Genomic DNA, 23,861 nt, shown 5'->3' with positions numbered 1-23,861 from the left:
ATCTTCGATTCGTGGTAGGTCTTCCGCTAGGGAGACAGATATGACGCACCGGGTGGGGACCATCGGCACTGCCATCGTCGCGATCGTCACGGCCGTGCCGGCCGCGGCGCAGGATCAGCGCGCGCGCGGCGACGACGCCACGCGGCAGGCGATCCGCTACGACATCAGCGGCCCGGTGTCGCCGTCCAGCGGCACCGCGACGGTCTCGGCGAGCAGCGTGCCGCAGGCGATGGAGCGGCTGACCGACGAGGACGCGCGTGCCGATGTCTCGCTCGGCTCGATCTATGCCGAGGGCAAGTTCGGCACCGCGTCCAAGACGACGATCTGGAGTTCGGCGCTCGGCGCGCGGGTACGCATGGGCGACTGGACGCTCTCCGCCTCGCTGCCGTGGATGCGGATCCGCAGCCGCTCGACGATCTTCACCGGCATCGATTCGACGCCGATCCTGGTCGCGACCGACACCGCCGCGACCAAGCGGACCTTCGACGGCTTCGGCGACCTGACGCTGGGCGCCGCCTATACGATCGTCTCCGCCAATACGCCGCTGGAGGTGCAATTGTCCGGCCGCGCCAAGATCAACACCGCGACGGACAGCAGCGGCCTGTCGAGCGGCAAGAACGATTATGCCGGCGGCGTCGACGTCTCCTATCCGATCGGCAAGCTCACCCCGTTCGGCTCGGTCAGCTATCGTTTCCTCGGCGACACCGCGCGCTACGACCTGCGCGACGGGCCGGCGGCCTCGGCCGGGGCGTCCTATGCGCTCGGCACCGACAGCTTCCTGCTCGCCTCCTACCATTATTCGCGCGCGGCGACGCGGCTGGTCGCGGATGCGCACGAATTGTTCGCCGGCGCCTCGACCCGGCTCGGCGGCACCCCGCTGCGGCTCACCGGCTTCGCCACCGCCGGCCTGTCGCGCGGCGCCGCCGCGGCCTCGGCCGGGCTGTCGCTGTCGCTCGGCCTCCAGAAGCGCAATGCCCGCTGAGCTGAACGATGCCGAGCTGGGCGATGCGGTGACGCGGGTCTATGCGATCGGCGACGTGCACGGCCGCTACGACCTGTTCCGGCGGCTGATGAACATCATCGAGCGCGACCAGGCGAGCCGGCTGGCGGCGCCGACGCGGCTGATCCTGCTCGGCGACATCGTCGATCGCGGCCCCGATTCCGTCAAGATGGTGAAGGGCTGCATGAACCTCACCGCCTCGACCGACCGCTTCATGGTGCTGAAGGGCAATCACGAGGAGATGATGGTCGATGCGCTGCGCGGCAGCCTCTACGCCTATCGCCAGTGGCTGAAGTTCGGCGGCCGCGAGACGTTGCTGAGCTGGGGCGTCGACGAGGCGCTGCTCGACGGGCCGGCGACGATGGACAAGCTGCGCCACGCCGCCGCGATCGTCGGCGAGGAGGCGATCCAATGGCTGGCGCGCTTGCCCCTCTATCATCGCCACGGCGACTATCTGTTCGTCCATGCCGGCATCCGCCCCGGCGTCGCGCTGCGCCGCCAGCGCGCCGAGGACCTGTTGTGGATCACCGACGATTTCCTCGAATCCGAGGCGTCGCACGGCATGATCGTCGTCCACGGCCACACCATTTCCGAACATCGCCCGGTGGTGCGCAACAACCGGATCGGGATCGATACCGGCGCCTATCGCACCAACCAGCTCACCGCGATCGGCATCGAGGGCGGCGAGCGCTGGATGCTGCACACCACCTTGCTGCCCGAACTGATGCTGACCGAGGACGACGCGACGTCCGACGACGATTCCATGGTCCAGAACGGCTGATGTCCCCGCCCGGCTTCAACGACAAACGGCTCGACGCCAATCTCGCCTCGATCCTCGGCCTGCCCGACGCGCCGGCCGCCGCGCCGCCGCCGCCGCCCGAGGAGCCGGCCGGCGCGGTACCGACGCTGCACCGGGTCAAGACGTCGCGGCGCGCCTCGGCAACGGTCGCCGCGTCGCTCGGCATCGCGCTGGTCGCCGGGGTCGGGCTGTTCGTCGGACGGTCGGTGACGATTGCGCCCGCGACGCCGCCGCACCGGGTGATCGAGGTGCCCGGCGCGCCGGCGCCGGCCGCGTCGGCGACCGTCACCGCTGCGGCTGCCGCGACCCAGCCCCGGTCCCAGCCGGTCCGCCGCCGTCGCCAAGCGTTCGCGGCGGTTCCGTCGCCGGAGCTGCCGACCTCCCCGCCGGGCACGACGCCGAGCACGCCGCTGCTCGCCGAGGCGCTGGCGGCGACCGTGCGCGACAGCGTGGCACCGACGCCGGCGGCCGAGCCGCCGCCGCCAGCGGCGGTCGCGCCGCCACGCATCGCCGCCGCCGAGCCGCCCGCGCCGCGCCCCGGCGCCGCCGCGACGGCGGCGTCCCCGCCGGCAGCGACGCCCGATCCCGCCCGCGCCCGCCGCGACAGCATCGACGCGATCCGTGCGCTGCGCCGGCAATGGTGACCGAGGCGATCGCATAGGGCCGCTGACGTCAGCCGCTGGCTTTACCCTCCGAACCCGTGCGAAGCCCATGCGAAACGTCGCCACTGCTCCTGCGAACGGAGGGGTCCAAACCGGATCGACACGCAGAGCTTCGGCCGGATTCCTCCCCCGCCAGGGGGAGGTGGCGCGGCGAAGCCGTGACGGAGGGGGAGGTAAGCGACCACGTCTGTTCCGTGTCCTCCCCCTCCGTCATGCCTTCGGCATGCCACCTCCCCCTAGCGGGGGAGGACTTTGATCGAATGTCGGTCCGGCTCAGCAGCCGCGAACGCCATGAATCGGTGTTCTGCTTGGTCCTGAGTTCCTGCTATCGCAGATCATTGTGGGATTTCTTGGCCGGGCGGGCTTTGGCGGGCGTCTCGACTTGATCCTGGGTCCACTCCGTGGCGGGGGGCGGGCTTGAGGCGACACCCGGCTCTGGCGACACGATGGCGCCCAAGACAGATCGAACCCCTGTGAAAGTCGCCCAGTGCTCCTGCGAAAGCAGGAGCCTAGGGCCAAGCAAAGCAACGCCTTATGGCGCTTGATACCCTGGGCTCCTGCTTTCGCAGGAGCACTGCGCTGATCTGCTGGTGATGGGAGCTTCGCAGGGCGGCGAACACGTCCGGGGTGACGGACCTTGTGGGGCCGCACCGACCCGCCTTGCCCGCCGCGACGGGCAAAGCCTCCTTTAGCGGCCCCAAGTCTTCTGCCGATGGCATTGCGCCGTCCGATCCGGCACAGGCTCGGCCTTTGCGTAGCGAAGGCGGCGAACCAGCGATCATGATCAAGCTTACCGACGTCCGAAAGCAATTCCCCGGCGGCGCCGCGCCGGCGCTCGACGGCGTGTCGCTCGAGATCGCGAAGGGCGAGGTGTTCGGGATCATCGGCCGTTCGGGCGCGGGCAAGTCGACGCTGATCCGGCTGCTCAACGGGCTCGAACGGCCCTCCTCGGGTCATGTCGCCATCGACGGGCAGGTGATCGACACGCTGCCCGCCGCCGACCTGCGCCGGCTGCGCCAGCGCACGGGCATGATCTTCCAGAATTTCGGCCTGCTGTCGTCGCGCACGGTGGCGGGCAACGTCGGCTTTCCGCTCGAACTCGCCGGCGCGCCGCGGCGCGACCGCGAGGCGAAGGTCGCCGCCCTGCTCGACCGCGTCGGCCTCGCCGCGTTCGCGAACCGCTATCCCGCGCAGCTCTCGGGCGGCCAGCGCCAGCGCGTCGGCATCGCCCGCGCGCTGGCGACCGACCCCGCCGTGCTCCTGTGCGACGAGGCGACCAGCGCGCTCGATCCCGAGACGACGCGCGACGTGCTCGCGCTGCTGCGCGACCTCAATCGCGAACTCGGCCTCACCATCGTGCTGATCACGCACGAGATGGCGGTGGTGCGCAGCATCTGCGACCGCGTCGCGGTGATCGAGGCGGGGCGGATCGTCGAGACCGGCGCGGTCGACGCCGTCTTCGCCGCGGCGCGCCACCCGGCGACGCAGCGCATGCTTTCGGCGGTGGCGGCATGACCGGCCTGTTCGCCAATATCGACTGGTCCGAGATCGGCCGCGCCTGCGTCGATACGCTGGCGATGCTGTCGGGATCGCTGCTGCTGTCGATCCTGTTCGGGCTGCCGCTCGGCGTGCTGCTCTATCTCACCGGCGAACGCGGGCTGCTCGCCAACCGGTTCGGCAATGCAATGCTCGGCGGCCTCGTCAACGTGCTGCGCTCGGTGCCGTTCATCATCCTGCTGATCGTGATGATCCCGCTGACGATGGCGCTGGTCGGCACCTCGCTCGGCGTCGCCGGCGCGATCCCGCCGCTCGTCGTCGGCGCGGCGCCTTTCTATGCGCGGCTGGTCGAAAGCGCGCTGCGCGAGGTCGACCGCACCACGATCGAGGCGACGCAGGCGATGGGCGCGACGACGCGGCAGATCGTCACCGGCGCGCTGATCCCCGAGGCTCTGCCCGGGCTGATCGCCGGCGCGACGGTGACCGCGGTCGCGCTCGTCTCGTTCACCGCAATGGCCGGCGTGGTCGGCGCGGGCGGGCTCGGCGATCTCGCCATCCGCTTCGGCTACCAGCGTTTCCAGACGGACGTGATGGTCGTCACCGTCGTGCTGCTCGTCGCGCTCGTCCAGTCTATCCAATATGGCGGCGATCGTCTCGCCCGCCGCGTCACCCGCCGATGAAGGTCCTGCCGATGAACCGTCGTACCCTGCTCGCTGCCCTGCCCGCCGTCGTGTCGCTCGGCCTGCTCGCCGCCTGTTCGGGCGGCGCCAAGCCCGATGGCGCGACGCTCACCGTCGCCGCCACCGCGGTACCGCATGCCGAGATCCTCGAACAGGTGAAGCCGCTGCTCGCCAGACAGGGGCTGACGCTCGATATCCGCGTGTTCAACGATTACGTGCAGCCCAATCTGCAGGTCGACCAGCGCCAGATCGACGTCAATTACTTCCAGACCAAGCCGTATCTCGACCAGTTCAACGCCGCGCGCGGCACCCATCTGGTGCCGTTCGCGGGCATCCACGTCGAGCCGCTCGGCGGCTATTCGCGCCGCTACAAGACGCTGGCGCAGCTGCCCGACGGCGCGGTGGTGGCCTTGCCCAACGAGCCGAGCAACGGCGGCCGCGCGCTGCTGCTGCTCCAGCGCGCCGGGCTGATCCGGCTGAAGGCGCCGACCAACGCTTTGTCGACGCTGCGCGACATCGCCGCCAATCCCAAACGTCTGCAGTTCAAGGAGCTGGAGGCGGCGACGCTGCCGCGCGTGCTCGGCGAGGTCGATCTGGCGATGATCAACACCAATTACGCGCTCGACGCCAAGCTCAACCCGACCCGCGACGCGCTGGTGATCGAGGACGCCAAATCGCCCTACGTCAATTTCGTCGTCGGCCGCGCCGGCGAACAGAACGACCCGCGCGTCGTCAAACTGATCGCCGCGCTGCGCAGCCCGCAGACCAAGGCGTTCATCGACAGCCACTATAAGGGCGCGGTGCTGCCGGCGTTTTGAGGCGACGGGGGCGGCTTTTCCACCCCGCCAGCCTCAATCTGAACACAAGCGCGGGGCAGAAGCGCGGCGTCGTTGAACCGGGATTGCTGCCTGCCTCATGCCGCGTGTGTTCCGCCATCTCAGCGTCTTCGCCCTGCTCGCCGCCGCCGCGTGGCGGGTCGAGGCGGCGCCGTCGCAATTCGATCTGGTCGGGCCGCGGCTCGACGTCGCGGTCACCCATGATGGCGCGACCTTGCCGCTCGCCTGGGTGCCCAATCTCGCCGAGGGCGACCGGGTGTCGATCAAGCTCGACCTGCCGCCCGCCGGCAGCGAGCGTTTCCGGCTGGTCGCGGTGTTCCTGCGCGGCGCGGTCGAGCGGCCGCCGCGCGACTGGTTCCACGATACGCTGGGCGGCAAGGGCAAAGGCGGCGACCTGTCGCTGATCGTGCCCAAGGGCGCGCAGCAGCTCGCGCTGTTCATCCTGCCCGAAAAGGGCGGCAGCGCCGATGCGGTGGCCAGCGCGGTGCGCAAACAGCCCGGCGCCTTCGTGCGCGCTGTGCAGGACCTCAACCAAGCGACGCTCGACCGCGCGCGGCTCGACACCTTCCTCGACGTATTGCTCCAGGCCGAGCGTGAGGATCCGGCGAGCGTCGGCGCGACCTCGCAGGTGCTCACCCGCAGCCTGTCGATCAAGCTGAAGGCGGAATGCCTGCAACAGCCCGCCGAGCTGCAGGCCGCCTGCCTCACCGGCGACCGCGAGACCTTGCTGTTCGCCGACACGCACAGCTCGGCGCTCGCCGACACGCTGACCGGCGCGCCGACCGACCTCGCCTTCCAGCTCAGCGCGACGCCGCAGGCGGGCTATGGCTTCTACAGTTCGTATATCGGCGTGGTGCGCGACATCTTCCGGCTGTTCGGCGCCTTCCAGTCGACGCAGCTCCAGTTCGTGCCGGCGCTGGCGCGGATGGGCGACAGCCGGATCACCCTGCTGCTCAACACGCCGCTGTCCTTTGCCAAGCCGGCATCGGTGATGGTCGTCGGCCTGCCCGCGATCGAGGCCGCCAAGCCGCCGCCGCTGCGCCGCGGCGAGGGCGCCGGCCTGCTGTGCGCGGCGAGCGGCGCGGTGCTGCCGGTCGAGGGCGCGCCGCTCGTCTATGCGACGCGCTATGCCCGCGACGTCATGGTCCGCGTCGCCGGCGCCGGCGGCGCGTCAGTCGACCTGCCCGCGCATGCCGATGCCCGCCGCGGCGGATATGTCCTCGACAAGGGGCTGCCCGACGCCGGCTTCACCGGGCCGGTCGGCGCGCAGTTGCACGGCAATTGGGGGTTCACGGCCTTCGACGGGCCGCGCTTCACGCTGTCGCGGCCGCAGGCGAACCTGTGGGCGGCACCCGCCAACACGACGTTGGTGGTCGGCCGCACCAACACGCTCGTGCTCGCCGGCGAAGGCGCGGGCTGCGTCACCAGGGTCGAGATGCGCCGCGGCGACGGCGCCAGCGAGACGCTGGACTGGAAGCAGGACGGCCAGCGCGGGATCGTCGTCGACGTGCCGCTCGACAAGGCGACGCCCGGCCCGGTGACGCTCACCGTCACCGGCGCGGCCGGCGCGGCGCCGGCGACGATCACCTTGCCCGCCCTGCAGGAGATCGGCCGGCTCGACGCGCTGACGATTGCGGCCGGCGACGATGCGGCGATGCTGACCGGATCGCGGCTGGATCAGGTCCGCGAGGTCAGGCTTGGCGGCGTCACGCTGACGCCGGGGGCGCTGACCCGGTCGGACCGGGCGGATCAGCTGACGCTCGCCGCCGTCGATCCCGCGGCGTTGCGCGCGCTCGCCGCAGGCAGCCGGATCGTCGCCGACGTCACCTTCGCCGGCAACCGCCACAAGACGATCGCGGTGACCGTCGGCGCCGCACGGCGCACGCCGCTGGTGCTCCAGCGCAGCGCGCAGCCGGTGCCGCACGCGGGTGTGCTGCCGATGACAGTGCAGCCCGACGGCGTGTTCGCGCAGGACGCGCGGCTCACCTTCGCCTTCCGCCTCGATCCCGCGACGCCGCTCACCGGCAAGGAGGTGGTCGAGATCGCCACCGCCGATGGCCAGACGACGAGCCGGCTGACCGCCGGCAAGGGCTATGACCTGCAGGATGCGACGACCGGCATCGGCACGATCGTACCTGCCGAGGCGCTCGGCCCGCTGGTGCACGGCGCGCTGCGCCTCCGCGTCGTGCAGGATGGCGTGGCGACGCGCTGGGTTCCGCTCGGCAGCGTCGTCCGCCTGCCCGAGCTGCGGTCGATCGCCTGCACGGCGGCGGGCCGCTGCACGGTGACCGGCGACCGGCTGTTCCTGGCGCAGGCGATCGCCACCGACGCGCGCGTCGATGCGGCGCAGGCGATCCCCGACGGCTTCACCGGCAATGCGGTCGAGGTCGCACCGTCGGTCGCCGGGCAGAAGCCCGCCAGCCTCTCCCTGCGGCTGCGCGACGCGGGCGAGGCGATCGCGACGGTGGCGGTGCCGTAAGGAGGGCGGGACCGATCGACGTTCCTCGCTGCCGCAAGCGTGTTACCCTCTCGCCTTCACCCCGAGGGCTATCGCATATGAGGATTTGGGTGAGCCTGCCGTCTTCAAAACCCGCTCCGTCACCCCGGACTTGTTCCGGGGTCCACTCCGCGGCGAGGAGAAAGGCTTGAGTCGCCACCATTCTCTCGCGGCCGGGTGGACCCCGGAACAAGTCCGGGGTGACGAATTCTGTGAGGACCGATCGAACCTCATCGCCTCAGCCAAATGCGATAGCCCTCCCCCGTCACCCCGGACTTGATCCGGGGTCCCGCCACATTCTTCACCGTGCCGATCGGGAAGAAGCGGGACCCCGGGTCGAGCCCGGGGTGACGGGCGGGGGCCGCTGGGATCGGGACTGTCGATCCGGCCTAGCTGGGCCGGGCGTGGCGGAGGCGGACGAGGCCGCAATGCGAACAGCGGTGGACCGTCGTTCCCGGCCGGTGGGTCGCCGGCTTGATCGTCCATTTATGCAGGCCGATGCGGCAGCGTAGAGCAGGCATGATACGCTCCTCAAAAGCCCATGGTATTGCGCCCACTGCTATGGAATGATGCTGAACCAAGTGTTTATCCAGGGTTCAGCGCGGTCGGACGCGGCGGCCGGTCAGTCCCGCGACCGCCCGGCACCGGCGCGGGCACCGGCCATCGTCCGCGACAGGCGACGGCGGGCATCGCTGCGCAGCGCACACCGCTGGCGATGCCGGCCATAGCCATAGGTCGCGACGGCAGCGACCGTGGCCGCCGCCGCGACGATGAAATAGGTCATGCGTGCCCCCGCAATCCAGCCTGTGGCTCAGGCCCTAGAGCGGCGGGTGCGACGCCGATACCAGCGCGGCCATTGCCCGTGTGCCACTGACTGTTGCCATCGTGTCAGCGCGCCGGTCCAGCCGCCGTCAAGACGGGATATTAACCTATTTTCCGTAGCAGGAGCCATGGCTTCCGTAGATCCCACCCCCTATCCGTCCTGGCTCGCGCAAGAAGAGCGCCAGGCGGAGCGCCTCGCCGTCGTCTGGCCGGCGACGATCTCGTCGATGAAGTTCGATGCGGAGGCATGTTCGATTAGCGACATCACCCATCTGGGATGCCGGATCATGCTGGCGCATCGCGTCACGGTCGGCACCTATGTGACGATCGACATGCCGCAGCTGACCAAGCTGGAAGGCTGGATCGCATGGAACCGCGAGCATGAGGTCGGCGTGGAGTTCAGCCATCCGCTGCCGGTCGACGTGCTCAGCGACATCGAGGTGCGGATGCAGGCCGGGCCGCCGCATTGATCTTACCGTAGCTTATTGATTTTCCATATCAATGGAAGTTAAACAGATGACCTTGGGGGGAGAAGGTCATGCCGCGCACCTTGACACCGTCGGATGGTTCGGTGCGGATCGTGAGCACGACGACGACGACCAAGCTCGCCGAGCGGATGCTCGCCGCGGCGCAGGTGGTGGCGGAGGCGCTGCCGCAAGGCTTCAACGCGCCGTTGCCGACCAATATCCTGCTCGCGCTGTTCGTCGCCGAGGAAGCGGCGCATTATCCGTCGGAAGCCGAACTCGGCGGGCCGCCCGCGACGACGGAACGGTGGGTGATCGCGCTCGCCCAGGCCGGGCTGATCGAGCGGCGCGACGGACTGCTGGCGCTGTCGAAACTGGGGTACGAGATGGTCCAGACGATGCTGGAACGCTTGTTCGAGGCGCAACGCCGGCTCGATTGACCGCGGCAAGTCTCTGCTGCCATTGCCCCGCCATCTTTGCTAGGACCCCGTCATGCTAAGAACACGGATGAAGCGGCTTGCCGATCGCGGCGAGCTGGCGGTGCAGCGTCTCGCCGACATCGAAACCTCGATCCTCCAGCTCGGCGACGAGGATCTGCTCGACCTCGCCGATATCTTCAACGCCTCGGCCGACACGCCGCTCGGCGCGATCGCGGTCGCGGAGATGACGCGGCGCGGCATCCGCCTGTAGCGCCGCCGCCGCGCCGGCCGCGGCTCACTCGACCAGCGCCACCTCATAGGCCGGCAGCGTCAGCGTTCCCGCCACCGCGCGGCCGCCGATCATGTCCCGACCCGGTTTGGCAAGCGGCACCGCGACCGGCGCGGTGGTGGTGTTGACGTACATCGTCCGCCCCTCGACCGTCCGCGCGACGACTCCGGCGGGCGTCTTCGGCCCCGGCACGATGCCGGTCCCGGCATAGAGCGAGCGGAGCAGCGGGCCGAGCAGCGCCGCCTGCGGCGCGGTCGCCAGATAGATGGCGCGCCCCTTGCCGAAGCGGTTGACGGTGATCGCCGGCGTCGGCTGCGCGAGCCCGTCGAACATCGCGAGCGGCCTGGCGGTCGAGGGTTCGAGGATCTCGTAATAGCCGTCCGTCGCGGTCGTCGTCGCGCCGTTCAGCGTCACCTTGAGCGGCGTGGCGGCGCGGTAGAAGGCGTTGGTGCGCAGCCCGAACACATCGGTAAGTCGCCCGGGCAGCGGCGTCGCGAACCATTTGCCGGTCTCGTCCGCCTTGGCGGAATAGCCGGTCATCACCACGGTGCCGCCGCCCGCAACATAGCGCCGCACCGCCGCGGCGGTCGGCGCGTCCATGATATAGGCGCTCGGCAGCACGACGAGTTTGTAGGCGTCGATCGGGTCGTGCGCGATGTCGATCACCGCGGTGTCGACATTGTCCTCGAACAAAGGCTGGAACGCCGCCTTGGCCTGATCGACGTAGCTGCCGGCGAAATATTGCTTGATCGTATTGGGGCCGGGCGGTGGGCTGACCAGCCAGTTGGTCTCGAACGAATAAGCGATCGCCACCTGCGGCTGTACGTCGCGCGGGAAGCCGAGCGTCTTCATCCTGCCGAACTCTTTGGCGATCCGCGCGAATTCGGCGACCTTCCACGACGGCCGGTCGTCATGGTCGAGCAGCCCGAACAACGATTGCTCCTCGCCGCCGAGATGCGAGTTGAACGTCCAGGCGAGGAAGGTCTGCGCATAATTGAGCAGGCCGAAATAGGCCCACATCCGCGACCGGTCCGGCGTGCCGTAATCGCCGCCGCCGCCGGCGGTGAATTCGTTGAACCACACCGGCGTCCGGTGTCCCGCCTTCATCATCATCACCTGAAACGCGGCGCCGAGCGCATCGCCCGGATAGAAGCCGAGCGCGCCATAGGTCGCATAGCGGTTCCACGACCGCAGATAGTCGAAGCCCTTGTTGCCCGCCTCCGGCCACAGGTTCGATGCGGTCGGCAGGTGCGGGGCATATTGCCGGCGGACGCCGTCGAGATCGTCGAGCGCGGCGATCGTCTGGTCGGACCAGAAACGATGGAGGTCGAGGTTGCGCTCGTTCGGCCCCGGCCCGTTGCCATAGGGAATGTCGACGCCGTCCCAATCGGCGATGCGCCGCGACCAGCGCTGCGTCGCCCAGGCGGTGTTGAGCGCCTCGATCGTGCCGTATCTTTGCTTGAGCCAGCCGACGAACCGCTGCCGTACCCCGTCCGAATAGGACATCGGCGAGCTGCCGACCTCATTGTCATAGCCGATCGCGATCACCGCGGGGTGGTGCGCGTAGCGCTTGAGCATCTGCTCGGCGAGCGCATGGACGTGCCGGCGGTAGTCGGGATCGCTGATGTCGTCCCAATAGCGGCTGGCGGCGTGCAGCCGCGCGCCGTCCTGGTTGATCAGGTCGACGCCGGGATATCTTTTGTGCAGCCAGCCGGGCGCGGGGAGCCCGGGGATATCGAGCACCACCCGGATGCCGGCGCGGTGCATCTGGTCCATGACGCTGTCGAACCAGGCGAAGGTGTAGCGCCCCTCCTCCGGCTCGAACGAATCCCACGACAGGTCGCCCATGCGGACCATCGTGAAGCCCGCGCCCTTCATCACCGCAATGTCCTGCGCGATCTGCGCCGGCGACCGGTCGACCGGCTGGTAGCAGGTGCCGACGAACAGATCGCCCTTGCCGGGCCAGTCGGGGCGCGCTGCGGTATCCTGCGCGTGGACCGCGGGGGCCGGCGACGCCGCCAGCAGGAACGCACCCGCCGCGAGCGCGAAGGATTTGATCGGGATCATGATTGTACTTCCGATTGTCTTTAGGATCGCCGTTCAGGCGAAGCTGATCTCGAACACGCTGGCGTGGCGGGTCGGCAGCCGGTCCGGTCGTTCGATCACCAGCGCCTGGCCGGTCTGTTCGAAGCGGATCGTGCCGCCATGGCCGAGCAGGCGCACCCGCCGAATCCGGCGCGGATCGTGCGGATTGCCCTGCGCCAGCGCCTTGATCGCGGTCGCTCCGGCGGGCTCGCCGAGCGTGATCGCGTACAGCCGGCCGCGTTTGGTGGTGAAACGGATGTCCTGTGCGACGTAGCTGCCGTCTTCCTTGAAGCTGCCCGCCACCGCCTCGGTCGGCCCCTCGCCATGGATCGTCCACGGCCGCGTGCCGTGGATCGCCTCGGCATTGACCGCCATCCATGCGGCGAGTTCGGCGAGCAGCGTCTCCGACTGCGGCGGCAGGCTGCCGTCGGCGTGCAGCGCGACGTTGAGCAGCATGTTGCCGTTCTTGCTGACAATATCGGCGAGCATCGCGATCACCTGCGGCGGCGTCTTGAACTTGTCGTCGACATTGTCGAACCAGTCGCCGTTCGACGTGTCGGTCTGCCAGGCCAGCGGGTTGATGCCGGCGAGCACGCCGCGCTCGACGTCCTGGACGCAGGCGCCCTTGTAGAAATCGCCCGAGCCCTGATCCTTACAGGTATAGACCGCGTCGAGCTTGCCGTGGCGGGCGATGCTGCTGTTGTAGAGATGCGCGACCAAAGATCGCCCGGTGGCGCCGAACGGCAGGCCGCCGTCGGAATAGAGCAGGTCGGGCTGGTAGCTGTCGACGAGGTCGCGGATGCGCGCGAACCACAGCGCATGATAGGCCGGATCGTTGGTGTACCAGCTGCCCGGCTTGTTGGTGTAGGGCTCGTCGTGCGGCTTGTGGTAGAGATCGGCGAAGCGCGGATCGGCGCCGTCGTAATCGACGCCGAGCTTCGGCCAGAACTGGTCGTAGAGATGGCTCGGATACCACCAATTGTGGCTGGCGCCGAGATGTTCGGAGACGCCGAAGCGCAGCTTGCGACGCGTCGCGGCCTTTTGCCAGTCGCCGACGATATCGCGCTTGGGTCCCATCGCGACCGCGTTCCAGCGATGATGCCGCGACTTCCACAGGTCGAAATTGTCGTGATGGACGCCCATCGACACGAAATATTTGGCGCCCGCCGCGGCGTAGCGGTCCATCAGCGCTTCGGGATCGAATTTGTCCGCGGTCCACAGCGGAATGATGTCCTTATAGCCGAATTCGGACGGATGGCCGTAGGTGGCGAGGTGATGCGCGTAATGCGGATGACCCGGCACGTACATGAAGCGCGCGTACCAATCGCCCTGCCGCGGCACCGCCTGCGGCCCCCAATGCGCCCAGATGCCGAACTTGGCGTCGCGGAACCAGTCGGGCGTCTGGTAGGTGCTGAGCGAGTCCACCGTCGGCTGGAAGCGGCCGGGGGCGATCGCCGGCAGCGGTGCGGCGGCGACGGCGCGCGCGAACGGCCCGGCGGCGAGACCCGCGCCGAGCGACGCCCCCAACAATTCGCGCTTGCTGATGCCCGCCATGTCTCTCTCCCGCGCCGCTCGCCGCCAAGTCGGGCGCTCGGTCAAGTTATCATACTTGCAAATGTATTTTCATTAGGCAAGCGATCTTGCGGGTAACCTATGCCAGGGCCAGTCCGTAGAACCGCCGGGCGCTGTCGGCGAACAGGCTGCGCTCGCCGGCGGGGTCGAGTTCGGCGAGCGTGCGGGCGGCCTGGAACCAGCTGCCGTAATCGTCGCCGCCGAGGTGCAGCACCGGCCAATCGCTGCCCCACATCAGCCGCTCACCGAAACAGGCGACGAGATGCGCGACATAGGGCGCCAGCGCCGCGGCGGGCTCGCCCGGCGGCTGTTCGGTGCGCAGGCCGGACAATTTGCACCAGACATTGTCGCACGCCGCCAGCGCGGCGATCTCGTCGCGCCACGGATCGAGCCCGCCCGCCGCCGCGCTCGGCTTGGCGGCGTGATCGATCACGATCGGCAGGTCGGGCCAGCGGTGCGCTAAGCGATGCAGCGCGCTGAGATGGCGTGGCTGGACCAGCGCGTCGAAGCGCAGGCCGTGCGCGACCATCGCCGCGATCGCATCGTCCAGCGCCGGTTGCAGGATCCAGTCGGTGTCGGCGATCGACTGGAGCATCGGCCGCAGCCCGCGCAGCTTGGGGGCCGCGGCCAGTTGCGCGATCCGGCGCGGCGCATCGGCGGCGGCGAGATCGACCCAGCCGACCAGCGCGCCGACCAGCGGCTCGGCGGCGGCGATCGCGCAGAGCCGGTCGGTATCGGCATCGGTCGGCTGCGACTGGACGAGCACCGTCGCGGCGAGATCCACGCCGCGACTGTCGGCGCGCAGATCGGCGAGCGCGAAGTCACGGTGGATCGCCGGCAGGGTCGCATCGGGCCATTGATGCCCGGGCCAGTCGAGCCGCCAGACATGGTGATGCGCGTCGATTACCCCGGCGATCGCGGTGCTGCCTGCCGTTCCGATTGCCACGTTCCACCTCGCCTTGTCGTGAAAGATCGTCGCCTTTCATAGTCTTACCGCGGCGACAAGGCCGCCGGGCGGCACGTCAGGGCTGTTCGTCGAGCGAATAGACGCGCTCTGCCGCGACCCATTTCTCGCCGTCGGGGGCGAACGGCAGCCGCCGCTGGAAGCGTTCCATCAGCGCTTCCCAGGCCTGGACGTCGGGGTCCGCCGCATCCGCCGCCGCCTTCGCCGCGGCGGAGAAATCCGGGCCGGTCTCCATGATCATCGCAAGCCGGTCGCCGACGTGCCAGATCTCGAGCGATTCGATGCCGCTGGCGCGAATCGAGCGGTTGATCGCAGCGGGAGGCCCGCCGGCGCGGTGCCAGTCGCGATAGGCCGCGACCGAGGCCGACGACGGATCGATGTCGAGGAACAGAAGGTGGCGCGTCATCGTCGGCATTCTCGCTGCAAGTGCTTGGGGATACGGCAACATCGCCCGTGCGCCGGGATGCGGCAAGGCGCGCGTGCCGCCGCCTCGCGCAGCTCGGCGCGCATCCGGCAGCGGCGAGCGATTTGACAGCCGCCTGCGGTCCCCGCATGGCGACCACGAACGGAGGAGGGCCAGATGGCATCGGGTTCGAAGACGACCTACGCGGCGCCGGCCGTGGAAAAGGCGTTCGAGATCTTCGAACTGCTCGAAACGCAACCGAGCGGTATCCTGATCAGCGAAATGGCGGTGCGGCTCAACCGCTCGGTCGGCGAGCTGTTCCGCATCGTCGTGGTGATGGAGAAGCTCGGCTATCTCCAGAAATCGAGCAAGGACGATCGCTATTCGGTGGCCTACAAGCTGCTCGACCTCGCCTATCGCGCGACGCCCGCGCAGGATCTCGTCACCGCCGCGCGCGCCGCGATGCGGCGCCTCGCGATCGATACCGGCCAGTCCTGCCACCTCGTCGTCGTCAACGACGGCAGCGGCCTCGTCATCACCCGCGAACAGAATCCGGGCACGCGCGGCTTTTCGCTGCGGCTCGGCGCCGGGATCGACATGCTGGCGAGCTGTTCGGGCAACGTGCTGCTCGCTTTCTCCTCCGACGAGGCACGCGACCAGGTGCTCGCGCAGGCGATCCCCGCGGCCCGCACGCCGGTCGATCGCGCGGCGCTCGACCGGCAATTGGCGCAGGTCCGCGCCCGCGGTTACGATCAGCGCAAGAGCCCGATCACCCGCGGCGTCACCGACCTCAGCTTCCCGATCTTCGGCTTCGACGGGCAGGTCGCGGCGGCGCTGACCATCCCCTTCCTCGAACTGATCGACGGATCGCAGACCGTCGACATGCAGGCGGCACGCGAGCATCTGCGCAACGCCGCCGCCGACATCTCGATCGCGATGGGCTACCACCCCTCCTGACCGGTTCGCCGCGGGTCGGCGATCGATGCTTGCCAGATCCCATGTTCTTTCATATTTGCAAGCCGACTTGCAAATAGAGGCTGGCTTTGTGTTGACGATCGTGTGCCAGCAACCCTTCGACCTGCAGGCGGTCGAGCGCGACCCGCCGCAGGCGGGGCCGGGCGAACTGCTGGTCCGCATTCGCCGCGTCGGCCTGTGCGGCACCGATTACCATATTTACGCGGGCAACCAGCCGTTCCTCGCCTATCCGCGGGTGATGGGCCACGAACTCGCCGGCGAGGTGATCGAGGCGCCCGCGGGCAGCGCCTTCCGCGCTGGCCAGCGGATCACGATCAACCCCTATCTCGCCTGCGGCGTCTGTGTCGCCTGTCGCGGCGGCAAGCCCAATTGCTGCGTCACCGTCGCGGTGCTCGGCGTCCATGTCGACGGCGGCATGGCGGAGGTGATCGTGATCCCCGAACGCGCCGCGATCGATGCGACCGGGCTCAGCCTCGACCAGGCGGCGATGGTCGAATTCCTCGCGATCGGCGCGCATGCGGTCGCACGCGCGCGACTGGCCGCGGGCGAACGCGTGCTGGTCCGCGGCGCGGGACCGATCGGCATCGCCACCGCCTTGTTCGCGCGACTGGATGGCGCGCACGTCGTGCTCTGCGACACGCGCGCGGCCCGGCTTGACCATGCCCGCGACCGGCTCGGCTTCGGCGATTGCATCCTTGCCGACGAGGGTGCCGCGGCGCGCCTCGCGGTGCTGACCGAGGGCAGCGGCTTTGCGACGGTGTTCGACGCCACCGGCAGCATCGCGGCGATGAACGCCGGCCTCGCCGAGGTCGCGCATGGCGGCAGCTACGTGCTGGTCGGCGTCGCCAAGGGCGACCTCGTCTTCGCCGACCCAGACTTCCACAAGCGCGAGACGACGCTGCTCGCCAGCCGCAACGCGCTCGCCGCCGACTTCGCCCGCGTGATCGACGCGATCCGGCGGGGTGCGATCGACACCGATGCTTTGCACACGCACAGCGTCGCCGCGATCGACCTGCCGGCGGAACTGCCGCGGCTGGTGGCGCAGGCCGATCGGGTGCTCAAGGCGATCGCGGCGTTCTGAACGCGCCGCGCTGTGGGCGTTTCCGATGGGGCGTGGCGGCTTGTCGATGCGCGGGTTTCCACGTTCGACGTATCGCGTGCGGCTCCGCCCTTCGACAGGCTCAGGGCTAACGGAGAGGGGTCGGGTATGCGTTCCACCACCGCTCCGCCGCCTCTCCACCACTTCTCCACAAACCCTCTATCCCCGTTCATGCTGAGCTTGTCGAAACATGGGGCTCGACAAGAGGCGCGTGCGTTTGCGGACCCGCCCTTCGACAGGCTCAGGGCTAACGGAAGTGAGGGGTTCGGGATCCGTTGAGCCACCGCTCCACCACCTCTCCACAAACCCTCCACCACCCGTTCGTGCTGAGCTTGTCGAAGCACGGGGTTCCACAAGCGGCGTGTGTGCTTGCGGCGCCGCCCTTCGACAGGCTCAGGGCTAACGGGAATTAGGTGCGGACCACCCTAAACTCACCATTCGATGCCGATCTTGCCGAAATGGCTGCCGTCCATCTCATACTGGAACGCCTCGGCGAGCCGGTCGAGCGGGAAGCGGCGGTCGATCACCGGGCGGATGCCGGTCGCCTCCAGCGCGCGGACGAACTCTTGCTGCTCGCGACGGCTGCCGACGATCAGGCCCTGGAGCCGCGCCTGCTTGCCCATCAGCGCCGCGGTCGGCACCTCGCCCGATACGCCGGTGAGCACGCCGATCAGCGAGATATGCCCGCCGACGCGCACCGCCTCGATCGACTGGGCGAGCGTGCCCGGGCCGCCGACCTCGACGACGTGATCGACGCCGCGCCCGCCGGTCCAGTCGCGCACCGTCCGGCCCCACTTCTCGTCGCTGCGATAGTTGAGCGTGAAGTCGGCGCCGAGCGCCTCGGCGCGCGCCAGTTTCTCGTCGGACGACGAGCTGATCGCGACACGCGCGCCCATCGCCTTGGCGATCTGCAACGCCCAGATCGACACGCCGCCGGTGCCGAGCAGCAGCAGGGTGTCGCCCGCCTTGATCTGCGCATCGACGACCAGCGCGCGCCACGCGGTCAATCCCGCGGTGGTGATCGTCGCCGCCTCGACCGCGTCATAGCCCTTGGGCGCATGGGTGAAGGCGGTGGCGGGCAGGACGACATGCTCCTGCGCGAAGCCGTCGATGCCGTCGCCCGGCGTGCGGCTGAAGTCGCCGACCGTCGGCGTGCCGTCCTGCCAGTCGGGGAAGAAGCAGGAGACGACCATGTCGCCCACGGCGAACTCGCTCACGCCCTCGCCGACCGCCTCGACGATCCCGGCGCCGTCGGCGAGCGGGATGCGGCCATCGGCGCTCGGCATCCGGCCGGTAGCGATGCCGAGATCGTGATAGTTGAGCGAGCTGCCGTGCAGCGCGACGCGGATCTGCTGCGGGCCGGGCGCGCCGGGGTCGGCGCGCTCCGCGAAGGCCAGCCGGTCGAGGCCGCCGGGGGCGGGCAATGTCATCGCTTTCATCGGGAATTCCTTATGCTCGATGACCCGAACGCGTCAGATCGCATCGCTTTCCCAAAAAGCCGACGGCTGCGTTGCCGGCCCGCAGCGCCTCGGCTAAGTTGGCCAAAATATTGGGAGAAATCGCGATGCCCATCACCGTCAACGGATCTTCGGTGCCGCTGCCCGACGACCCCCGCGTCTCCCTGCTCGACCTGCTGCGCGAGCGCCTCCACCTCTCCGGCACCAAGCTCGGCTGCAACCAGGGCGCATGCGGCGCCTGCACCGTGCTGGTCGACGGCGAGCGGATCGTCTCGTGCCTCGCGCTCGCGGTGCAATATGACGGCCGGTCGGTGACGACGATCGAGGGGCTTGCCGATGGCGAGACGCTGCATCCGCTGCAAGCCGCCTTCATCGCGCACGACGGCTTCCAATGCGGTTATTGCACGCCCGGACAGATCTGTTCGGCGATCGGCATGGCCGCCGAGCTGGAACGCGGCATGCCGAGCCACGTCACCGCCGATCTCGGCGCCGCGATCACGCTCGACCGCGACGAATTGCGCGAGCGGATGAGCGGCAATCTGTGCCGCTGCGGCGCGCATAACGGCATCGTCGATGCGATCCTCGACGTCTACGCCCCCGCGGCGGACGACCGGGCGGTGGCGGCATGACCCCCTTCACCTTCGCCCGCGCGACCGGCACCGACGAGGCGCTCCGCCTCGCCGCGGCGCCCGACGCCCGCTATCTCGGCGGCGGCACCAATCTGGTCGACCTGATGCGCGAGACGATCGAGCGTCCCGCCGCGCTGGTCGACGTCACCGCGCTGTCGACCACGATCGAGGAGACCGAGCAGGGCGGGCTGCGCATCGGCGCGGGCGTGCGCAACGGCACGCTCGCCGCGCATCCCGTCGTCCGCAGCCGCTATCCGATGCTCAGCCGGGCGATCCTGGCGGGCGCCAGCGCGCAGATCCGCAACATGGCGACGATCGGCGGCAATCTGCTCCAGCGCACCCGCTGCACCTATTTTTACGACGTCGAGGGCTCGCGCTGCAACAAGCGCCAGCCCGGCCAGGGCTGCGACGCGATCCACGGCTTCAACCGCATCCACGCGATCCTCGGCGCGTCGTCCGCCTGCGTCGCGACGCATCCGTCCGACATGGCGGTGGCGCTCGCCGCGCTCGACGCGACCGTCCATCTCGCCGCGCCGGGCGGCACCCGCACGCTGCCGCTGACCGAGCTGCATCGCCTGCCCGGCGATCATCCCGAGATCGAGACTTTGCTCGAACCCGGCGAGCTGATCACCGCGATCGAGCTGCCCGCGCTGCCGCTCGCCGCACACTCGACCTATCGCAAGGTCCGCGACCGCGCGAGCTATGCCTTCGCGCTGATCTCGGTCGCCGCGGCGATCGAGGTGCGGGACGGGCGGGTCGCGGACGTCCGCCTCGCGCTCGGCGGCGTCGCGCACAAGCCGTGGCGCGCGACGCAGGCGGAGGCCGCGCTGCGGGACGGCCCGGCGACGCGAGCCGCCTTCGAAGCGGCGGCGGCGGCGGAACTCGCGGCGGCGCAGCCGCTGCGCGACAATGGCTTCAAGATCGAACTGGCGCGGCGGACGATCGTCGCCGTGCTCGCCGACCTCGCGGGAGTGGATTCATGAGCATCGTCGAAGACGCCAAACAGGCGGTAAAGGGCGCCGCGCAGGCCGCGATGCAGACCGCGGTACAGATGGCGCCGGACAGCTGGATGCCCGGCGGCCGCCCCGATCCGCTGATCCGCCAGCAGCACGGCTTCGTCGGCAAGCCGATCTCGCGGCTCGACGGTGCCATCAAGGTGCGCGGCATCGCGCCTTATGCCGCCGAATTCCCCCTCGACCGCATGGCCTATGCCGCGTTGGTGTTCAGCACCGTCGCCAAGGGTCGCATCGCCACGCTCGACACCGCGGCGGCGGAGGCCGCGCCCGGCGTCGCGCTGGTGATGACCTATCGCAACGCGCCGCGGATGGCGCCGATGCCGCTGTTCATGACCTCGGAGAAGGCGTGCGGCGGCAACGACCTGCCGATCATGCAGGACGACCGCGTCTATTGGAACGGCGAGCCGGTTGCGCTGGTGCTCGCCGAGACGCAGGATCAGGCCGATCATGCCGCCTCGCTGATCCACGTCGATTACGTCGCCGAAGCCTCGGTCACCGCGCTCGACGAGGCCAAGGCCAACGGCACCGAACCCGGCCAGTTCATGGGCCAGCCGCTCAAATACGAGAGCGGCGACGCCGACGCGGCGCTCGCCGCCGCACCGCATCGCGTCGATGCGACCTATACGACGCCGCGCCACAGCCACAATGCGATCGAGCTGCATGCGGTCACCGTCGTCTGGGAGGGCGAGACGCTGCGCGTCCACGACGCGTCGCAGATGGTCGCGCATATGGCCTGGTCGCTCGGCCATGTCTTCGGGCTCGACGAGGATCAGGTCCATGTCACCTCGCCGTTCGTCGGCGGCGGCTTCGGCGGCAAGGGGCTGTGGCAGCATCAGGTGCTCGCCGCCGCCGCCGCCAAACTGTCCGGCCGGCCGGTGCGGCTGATGCTGTCGCGCGAGGGCGTATATCGCATCGTCGGCGGCCGCACGATCACCGAGCAGCGCGTCGCGATCGGCGCGCAGGCGGATGGCGGCTTCGACGCGCTGGTCCACACCGGCACCGTGGCGATGAGCCACCACAACGTGCTGCCCGAACCGTTCATCCTGCCGACGCGCAGCGCCTATGCGAGCAAGACGATGAAGCTCGACGTCGAGGTCGCCTATCTCGACATGGTCGCCAACACCTTCATGCGCGCGCCCGGCGAGGCGGTCGGCACCTTCGCGCTGGAGAGCGCGATCGACGAACTCGCCGTGGCGATGGATATCGACCCGATCGAGCTGCGGATGCGCAACGAGCCCGAGAAGGACCCGACCACCGGCGCGCCCTTCTCGTCGCGCGAGGTCGAGAAGGCCTATCGCGACGGCGCCGCCCGCTTCGGCTGGGCGCAGCGCGGCAAGCCCGGAGCGCGGCGCGAGGGCGAATGGCTGATCGGCATGGGTGTCGCCACCGCTACGTATCCTTATTACCGGATGCCCGGCGGCGCGGCGCGGATCACGCTGACCCGCCACGGCCATGCCACGGTCGACATCGCCGCGCACGACATGGGAATGGGCACCGCCACCGCGCAGACGCAGGTCGCCGCCGACCGGCTCGGGCTGGAGATGGATCAGGTGACCTTCCGCTACGGCGACAGCAGCTTGCCCGGCGTCGTCATGGCCGGCGGGTCGCAGCAGACCGCGGCGATCGGCGCCTCAGTCATTGCGGCGCATCGCGCGCTGGTCGGCGAGTTGCTCAAGCTCGCCGGCAACGATTCGCCGCTCGCCGGGCTCGATGCCGACGAGGTCGGCGGCATCGACGGCGGCCTCGCCAAGCTCGACGAGCCGACGCGGCACGAAAGCTACGCCTCGATCCTCGCGCGCGCGCAGCGCGACACCGTCGTGGTCGAGGCGACGCCGCCGATGCCGCTCGAGACGATGCATTGGTCGATGCACTCGCACGGCGCGATGTTCTGCGAGGTGCGGGTCAATACGGTAACCGGCGAGGTGCGGGTCAGCCGCTTCCTCGGCTCGTTCGACTGCGGCCGCATCCTCAATCCCAAGACCGCGGCGAGCCAGTTCCGCGGCGGCATCATCATGGGGCTCGGCCTCGCGCTGATGGAGGAGACGCAATATGACGAGCGCAACGGCCGGATCATGAACCCCAGCCTCGCCGAATATCACGTGCCGGTGCACATGGACGTGCCCGAGATCGAGGTGATGTGGACCGACATCCCCGATCCCCACACGCCGATGGGCGCGCGCGGGGTGGGCGAGATCGGCATCACCGGCGTCGGCGCGGCGGTGGCGAATGCGGTCTTCAACGCCACCGGCAAGCGCATCCGCGACCTGCCGATCACCCTCGACAAATTGCTGTAGGATTAGGGCATCCGGCCCGACGCGAGACTCCCTGATGTACCCCGGCGGAGGCCGGGGCCCAGCTAGGAAGGCCCTTGTAAGCTATTACAAACCTTCCCCAACTGGGCCCCGGCCTCCGCCGGGGTACAGCGTATCGAGGATCGCAAGGTCTGGCCGACGCCGGGATCACCTGAACGTACGATCGCAGATACCGCTAGCTCGCCATCCGCGGCCGGAACAGCTCGCCCTTCTCCACCACCCAGATCAGCGCGAGCACCGCAACGCCGATCAGCAGATAGCCGATCGCCAGCGGCAGCGTCGTGCCGGCATAGGACTGGCCGATCGCCGAGCCGACCAGCACCGCGCCGATGCTGGTGATGAAGCCCTGCACCGACGAGGCGGTACCGGCGATATGGCCGACCGGCTCCATCGCCATCGCGCCGAAGTTCGATCCGCACAGGCCGATGCAGGTCATGCTGAGCGCCTGCAGGATCATATAGCTGGTCAGCGTCTCCTGCCCCGCCTGGATGACGATCAGGTGGACGACCGACAGCGCGATCAGCGCCAGCACCGCCGCCTGCGAGATTAGCCGCGTCCCCAGCCGCTCGACCAGCCGGCTGTTGGCGAAGGAGGCGACGCCCATCGAAAAGGCGCAGATCGCGAACAACAAGGTGAACCGCCGGCCTGCGCCGAATTCGTCGACGAAGATTTGCTGCGCCGAGGAAACGAAGGCGATGATGCCGCCGAAGGTCAGCGCCGCAGCGATCGCATAGCCGATCGAATAGCGGTTGGTCAGCGTCAGGCGATAGCTCTGCCGCAGATTGGCGAGCGACAGCGGCCGCCGCCGCGCCACCGGCAGCGTCTCGGGCAGGCGGACCAGCGACCAGGCGAGCACCAACGCCGCGAAGCCGCCCAGCGCGTAGAAGATGAACCGCCACGGCCCGAAGGCGAGCAGTCCCTGGCCGAGCGTCGGCGCGAGGATCGGCACGATGAAGAAGATCATCTGCGCGATCGACATGGTGCGCGCCATCTGCCGCCCCGAGGCGCCGTCGCGGACGATCGCCACCGCGAGCACGCGCGTCGAGGCCGACATCAGCCCCTGCAACAGCCGCGCGCCGAGTAGCGCGGCGAAGGTCACCGAACTCGCCGCGAAGACGCTCGCCGCGATGAAGCCGAGCAGCGTCGCGATCAGCACCGGCCGCCGCCCCAGCCGGTCGGCGAGCGGCCCGTAGACGAGCTGGCCGGCGCCGAAGCCGACCATATAGACGGTCACCACCCATTGCCGGTGGTTGGCCGCGCTCACCAGCAGATCGCGGCCGATGTCGGCGAGCGCCGGCAGCATCAGGTCGACGCCCAATGCGTTGACCGCCATCACGGCGGCGATGAACGCGACGAACTCGCGCGGGTGCATGCCGGGTGGCGC

The 23,861-nt window shown here is 69.4% G+C and carries 22 protein-coding genes; 15 read left to right on the top strand and 7 right to left on the bottom strand.

Going from position 1 to position 23,861, the window contains the following annotated elements; genetic code table 11:
• The first annotated feature begins 40 nt into the window (after positions 1-40).
• The 7 genes from AC07UH_RS13665 to AC07UH_RS13635 all read left to right on the top strand — a co-directional run bounded on the left by AC07UH_RS13665 (position 41) and on the right by AC07UH_RS13635 (position 7,953).
• Positions 41-982, top strand: coding sequence for a hypothetical protein (locus AC07UH_RS13665; protein ID WP_137899459.1), 942 nt, complete (start codon positions 41-43; stop codon positions 980-982).
• Entirely contained in the window at positions 972-1,781 is an 810-nt protein-coding gene (locus AC07UH_RS13660) for a metallophosphoesterase family protein (protein WP_495181665.1), read from the top strand. The genes AC07UH_RS13665 and AC07UH_RS13660 overlap by 11 nt, the downstream gene beginning before the upstream one ends.
• Positions 1,781-2,443, top strand: a complete 663-nt coding sequence (locus tag AC07UH_RS13655) for a hypothetical protein (protein WP_495193951.1) — start codon at positions 1,781-1,783, stop codon at positions 2,441-2,443. Before AC07UH_RS13660 ends, AC07UH_RS13655 begins: the two co-directional genes overlap by 1 nt.
• Before the next feature lie 798 nt (positions 2,444-3,241).
• Positions 3,242-3,976 (top strand): methionine ABC transporter ATP-binding protein, encoded by a 735-nt coding sequence (locus tag AC07UH_RS13650; protein WP_137899393.1) that lies wholly within the window; start codon positions 3,242-3,244, stop codon positions 3,974-3,976.
• A complete protein-coding gene (locus tag AC07UH_RS13645) occupies positions 3,973-4,638 on the top strand; it encodes a methionine ABC transporter permease (RefSeq protein WP_137899394.1) in 666 nt (221 codons plus the stop codon). Before AC07UH_RS13650 ends, AC07UH_RS13645 begins: the two co-directional genes overlap by 4 nt.
• Before the next feature lie 11 nt (positions 4,639-4,649).
• Positions 4,650-5,456 (top strand): MetQ/NlpA family ABC transporter substrate-binding protein, encoded by an 807-nt coding sequence (locus AC07UH_RS13640; RefSeq protein WP_156143870.1) that lies wholly within the window; start codon positions 4,650-4,652, stop codon positions 5,454-5,456.
• 97 nt (positions 5,457-5,553) lie between these two features.
• A complete protein-coding gene (locus tag AC07UH_RS13635; RefSeq protein WP_495181564.1) occupies positions 5,554-7,953 on the top strand; it encodes a hypothetical protein in 2,400 nt (799 codons plus the stop codon).
• Positions 7,954-8,593: 640 nt separating this feature from the next.
• On the opposite strand, the gene AC07UH_RS13630 is transcribed toward AC07UH_RS13635, so the two are convergent.
• Positions 8,594-8,755, bottom strand: coding sequence for a hypothetical protein (locus tag AC07UH_RS13630; RefSeq protein WP_495181563.1), 162 nt, complete (start codon positions 8,753-8,755; stop codon positions 8,594-8,596).
• 166 nt (positions 8,756-8,921) lie between these two features.
• Between AC07UH_RS13630 and AC07UH_RS13625 the strand changes: the two genes are divergently transcribed.
• The 3 genes from AC07UH_RS13625 to AC07UH_RS13615 all read left to right on the top strand — a co-directional run bounded on the left by AC07UH_RS13625 (position 8,922) and on the right by AC07UH_RS13615 (position 9,947).
• Positions 8,922-9,263 carry a PilZ domain-containing protein gene (locus tag AC07UH_RS13625; RefSeq protein ID WP_038665697.1) on the top strand — a complete coding sequence of 114 codons (342 nt, stop codon included), beginning with the start codon at positions 8,922-8,924 and terminating at the stop codon, positions 9,261-9,263.
• Positions 9,264-9,331: 68 nt separating this feature from the next.
• A complete protein-coding gene (locus AC07UH_RS13620) occupies positions 9,332-9,697 on the top strand; it encodes a hypothetical protein (RefSeq protein WP_052075736.1) in 366 nt (121 codons plus the stop codon).
• 67 nt (positions 9,698-9,764) lie between these two features.
• Entirely contained in the window at positions 9,765-9,947 is a 183-nt protein-coding gene (locus AC07UH_RS13615) for a hypothetical protein (RefSeq protein WP_245640765.1), read from the top strand.
• A gap of 24 nt (positions 9,948-9,971) precedes the next feature.
• Here the strand turns inward: AC07UH_RS13615 and AC07UH_RS13610 are convergent, their stop codons facing one another.
• The 4 genes from AC07UH_RS13610 to AC07UH_RS13595 all read right to left on the bottom strand — a co-directional run bounded on the left by AC07UH_RS13610 (position 9,972) and on the right by AC07UH_RS13595 (position 15,001).
• Positions 9,972-12,032, bottom strand: a complete 2,061-nt coding sequence (locus AC07UH_RS13610) for a beta-galactosidase (protein ID WP_495181562.1) — start codon at positions 12,030-12,032, stop codon at positions 9,972-9,974.
• A gap of 33 nt (positions 12,033-12,065) precedes the next feature.
• A complete protein-coding gene (locus AC07UH_RS13605) occupies positions 12,066-13,604 on the bottom strand; it encodes an alpha-L-fucosidase (RefSeq protein ID WP_495181561.1) in 1,539 nt (512 codons plus the stop codon).
• Positions 13,605-13,701: 97 nt separating this feature from the next.
• Positions 13,702-14,568, bottom strand: coding sequence for an amidohydrolase family protein (locus AC07UH_RS13600; protein ID WP_495181560.1), 867 nt, complete (start codon positions 14,566-14,568; stop codon positions 13,702-13,704).
• Positions 14,569-14,644: 76 nt separating this feature from the next.
• Complete coding sequence (locus AC07UH_RS13595) at positions 14,645-15,001, bottom strand: L-rhamnose mutarotase (protein WP_038665681.1); 357 nt, start codon at positions 14,999-15,001, stop codon at positions 14,645-14,647.
• A gap of 165 nt (positions 15,002-15,166) precedes the next feature.
• On the opposite strand from AC07UH_RS13595, the gene AC07UH_RS13590 reads away from it, so the two are divergent.
• Both AC07UH_RS13590 and AC07UH_RS13585 read left to right on the top strand, forming a co-directional pair.
• Positions 15,167-15,946, top strand: coding sequence for an IclR family transcriptional regulator (locus tag AC07UH_RS13590; RefSeq protein WP_038665678.1), 780 nt, complete (start codon positions 15,167-15,169; stop codon positions 15,944-15,946).
• An 88-nt stretch (positions 15,947-16,034) separates the two neighbouring features.
• Entirely contained in the window at positions 16,035-17,045 is a 1,011-nt protein-coding gene (locus AC07UH_RS13585; protein ID WP_495181559.1) for a zinc-binding alcohol dehydrogenase family protein, read from the top strand.
• A gap of 449 nt (positions 17,046-17,494) precedes the next feature.
• Here the strand turns inward: AC07UH_RS13585 and AC07UH_RS13580 are convergent, their stop codons facing one another.
• Positions 17,495-18,502: a zinc-dependent alcohol dehydrogenase family protein gene (locus AC07UH_RS13580; protein ID WP_495181558.1), complete on the bottom strand. Its 1,008-nt coding sequence runs from the start codon at positions 18,500-18,502 to the stop codon at positions 17,495-17,497.
• 125 nt (positions 18,503-18,627) lie between these two features.
• On the opposite strand from AC07UH_RS13580, the gene AC07UH_RS13575 reads away from it, so the two are divergent.
• From AC07UH_RS13575 to AC07UH_RS13565, 3 genes are read left to right on the top strand one after another with little or no spacing between them, the layout of a single operon-like run.
• Positions 18,628-19,149 (top strand): 2Fe-2S iron-sulfur cluster-binding protein, encoded by a 522-nt coding sequence (locus tag AC07UH_RS13575; protein WP_052075735.1) that lies wholly within the window; start codon positions 18,628-18,630, stop codon positions 19,147-19,149.
• Positions 19,146-20,132 carry an FAD binding domain-containing protein gene (locus AC07UH_RS13570; RefSeq protein WP_495181557.1) on the top strand — a complete coding sequence of 329 codons (987 nt, stop codon included), beginning with the start codon at positions 19,146-19,148 and terminating at the stop codon, positions 20,130-20,132. The genes AC07UH_RS13575 and AC07UH_RS13570 overlap by 4 nt, the downstream gene beginning before the upstream one ends.
• Entirely contained in the window at positions 20,129-22,459 is a 2,331-nt protein-coding gene (locus AC07UH_RS13565) for a xanthine dehydrogenase family protein molybdopterin-binding subunit (protein WP_495181556.1), read from the top strand. Before AC07UH_RS13570 ends, AC07UH_RS13565 begins: the two co-directional genes overlap by 4 nt.
• Before the next feature lie 193 nt (positions 22,460-22,652).
• Here AC07UH_RS13565 and AC07UH_RS13560 read toward each other — a convergent pair whose 3' ends face one another.
• Entirely contained in the window at positions 22,653-23,849 is a 1,197-nt protein-coding gene (locus AC07UH_RS13560; protein WP_495181573.1) for a multidrug effflux MFS transporter, read from the bottom strand.
• Positions 23,850-23,861: the final 12 nt, after the last annotated feature.

The organism is Sphingomonas sp. GW821-FHT04B01 (assembly GCF_059420425.1).
This window is presented reverse-complemented; position numbering and strand designations above follow the sequence as displayed.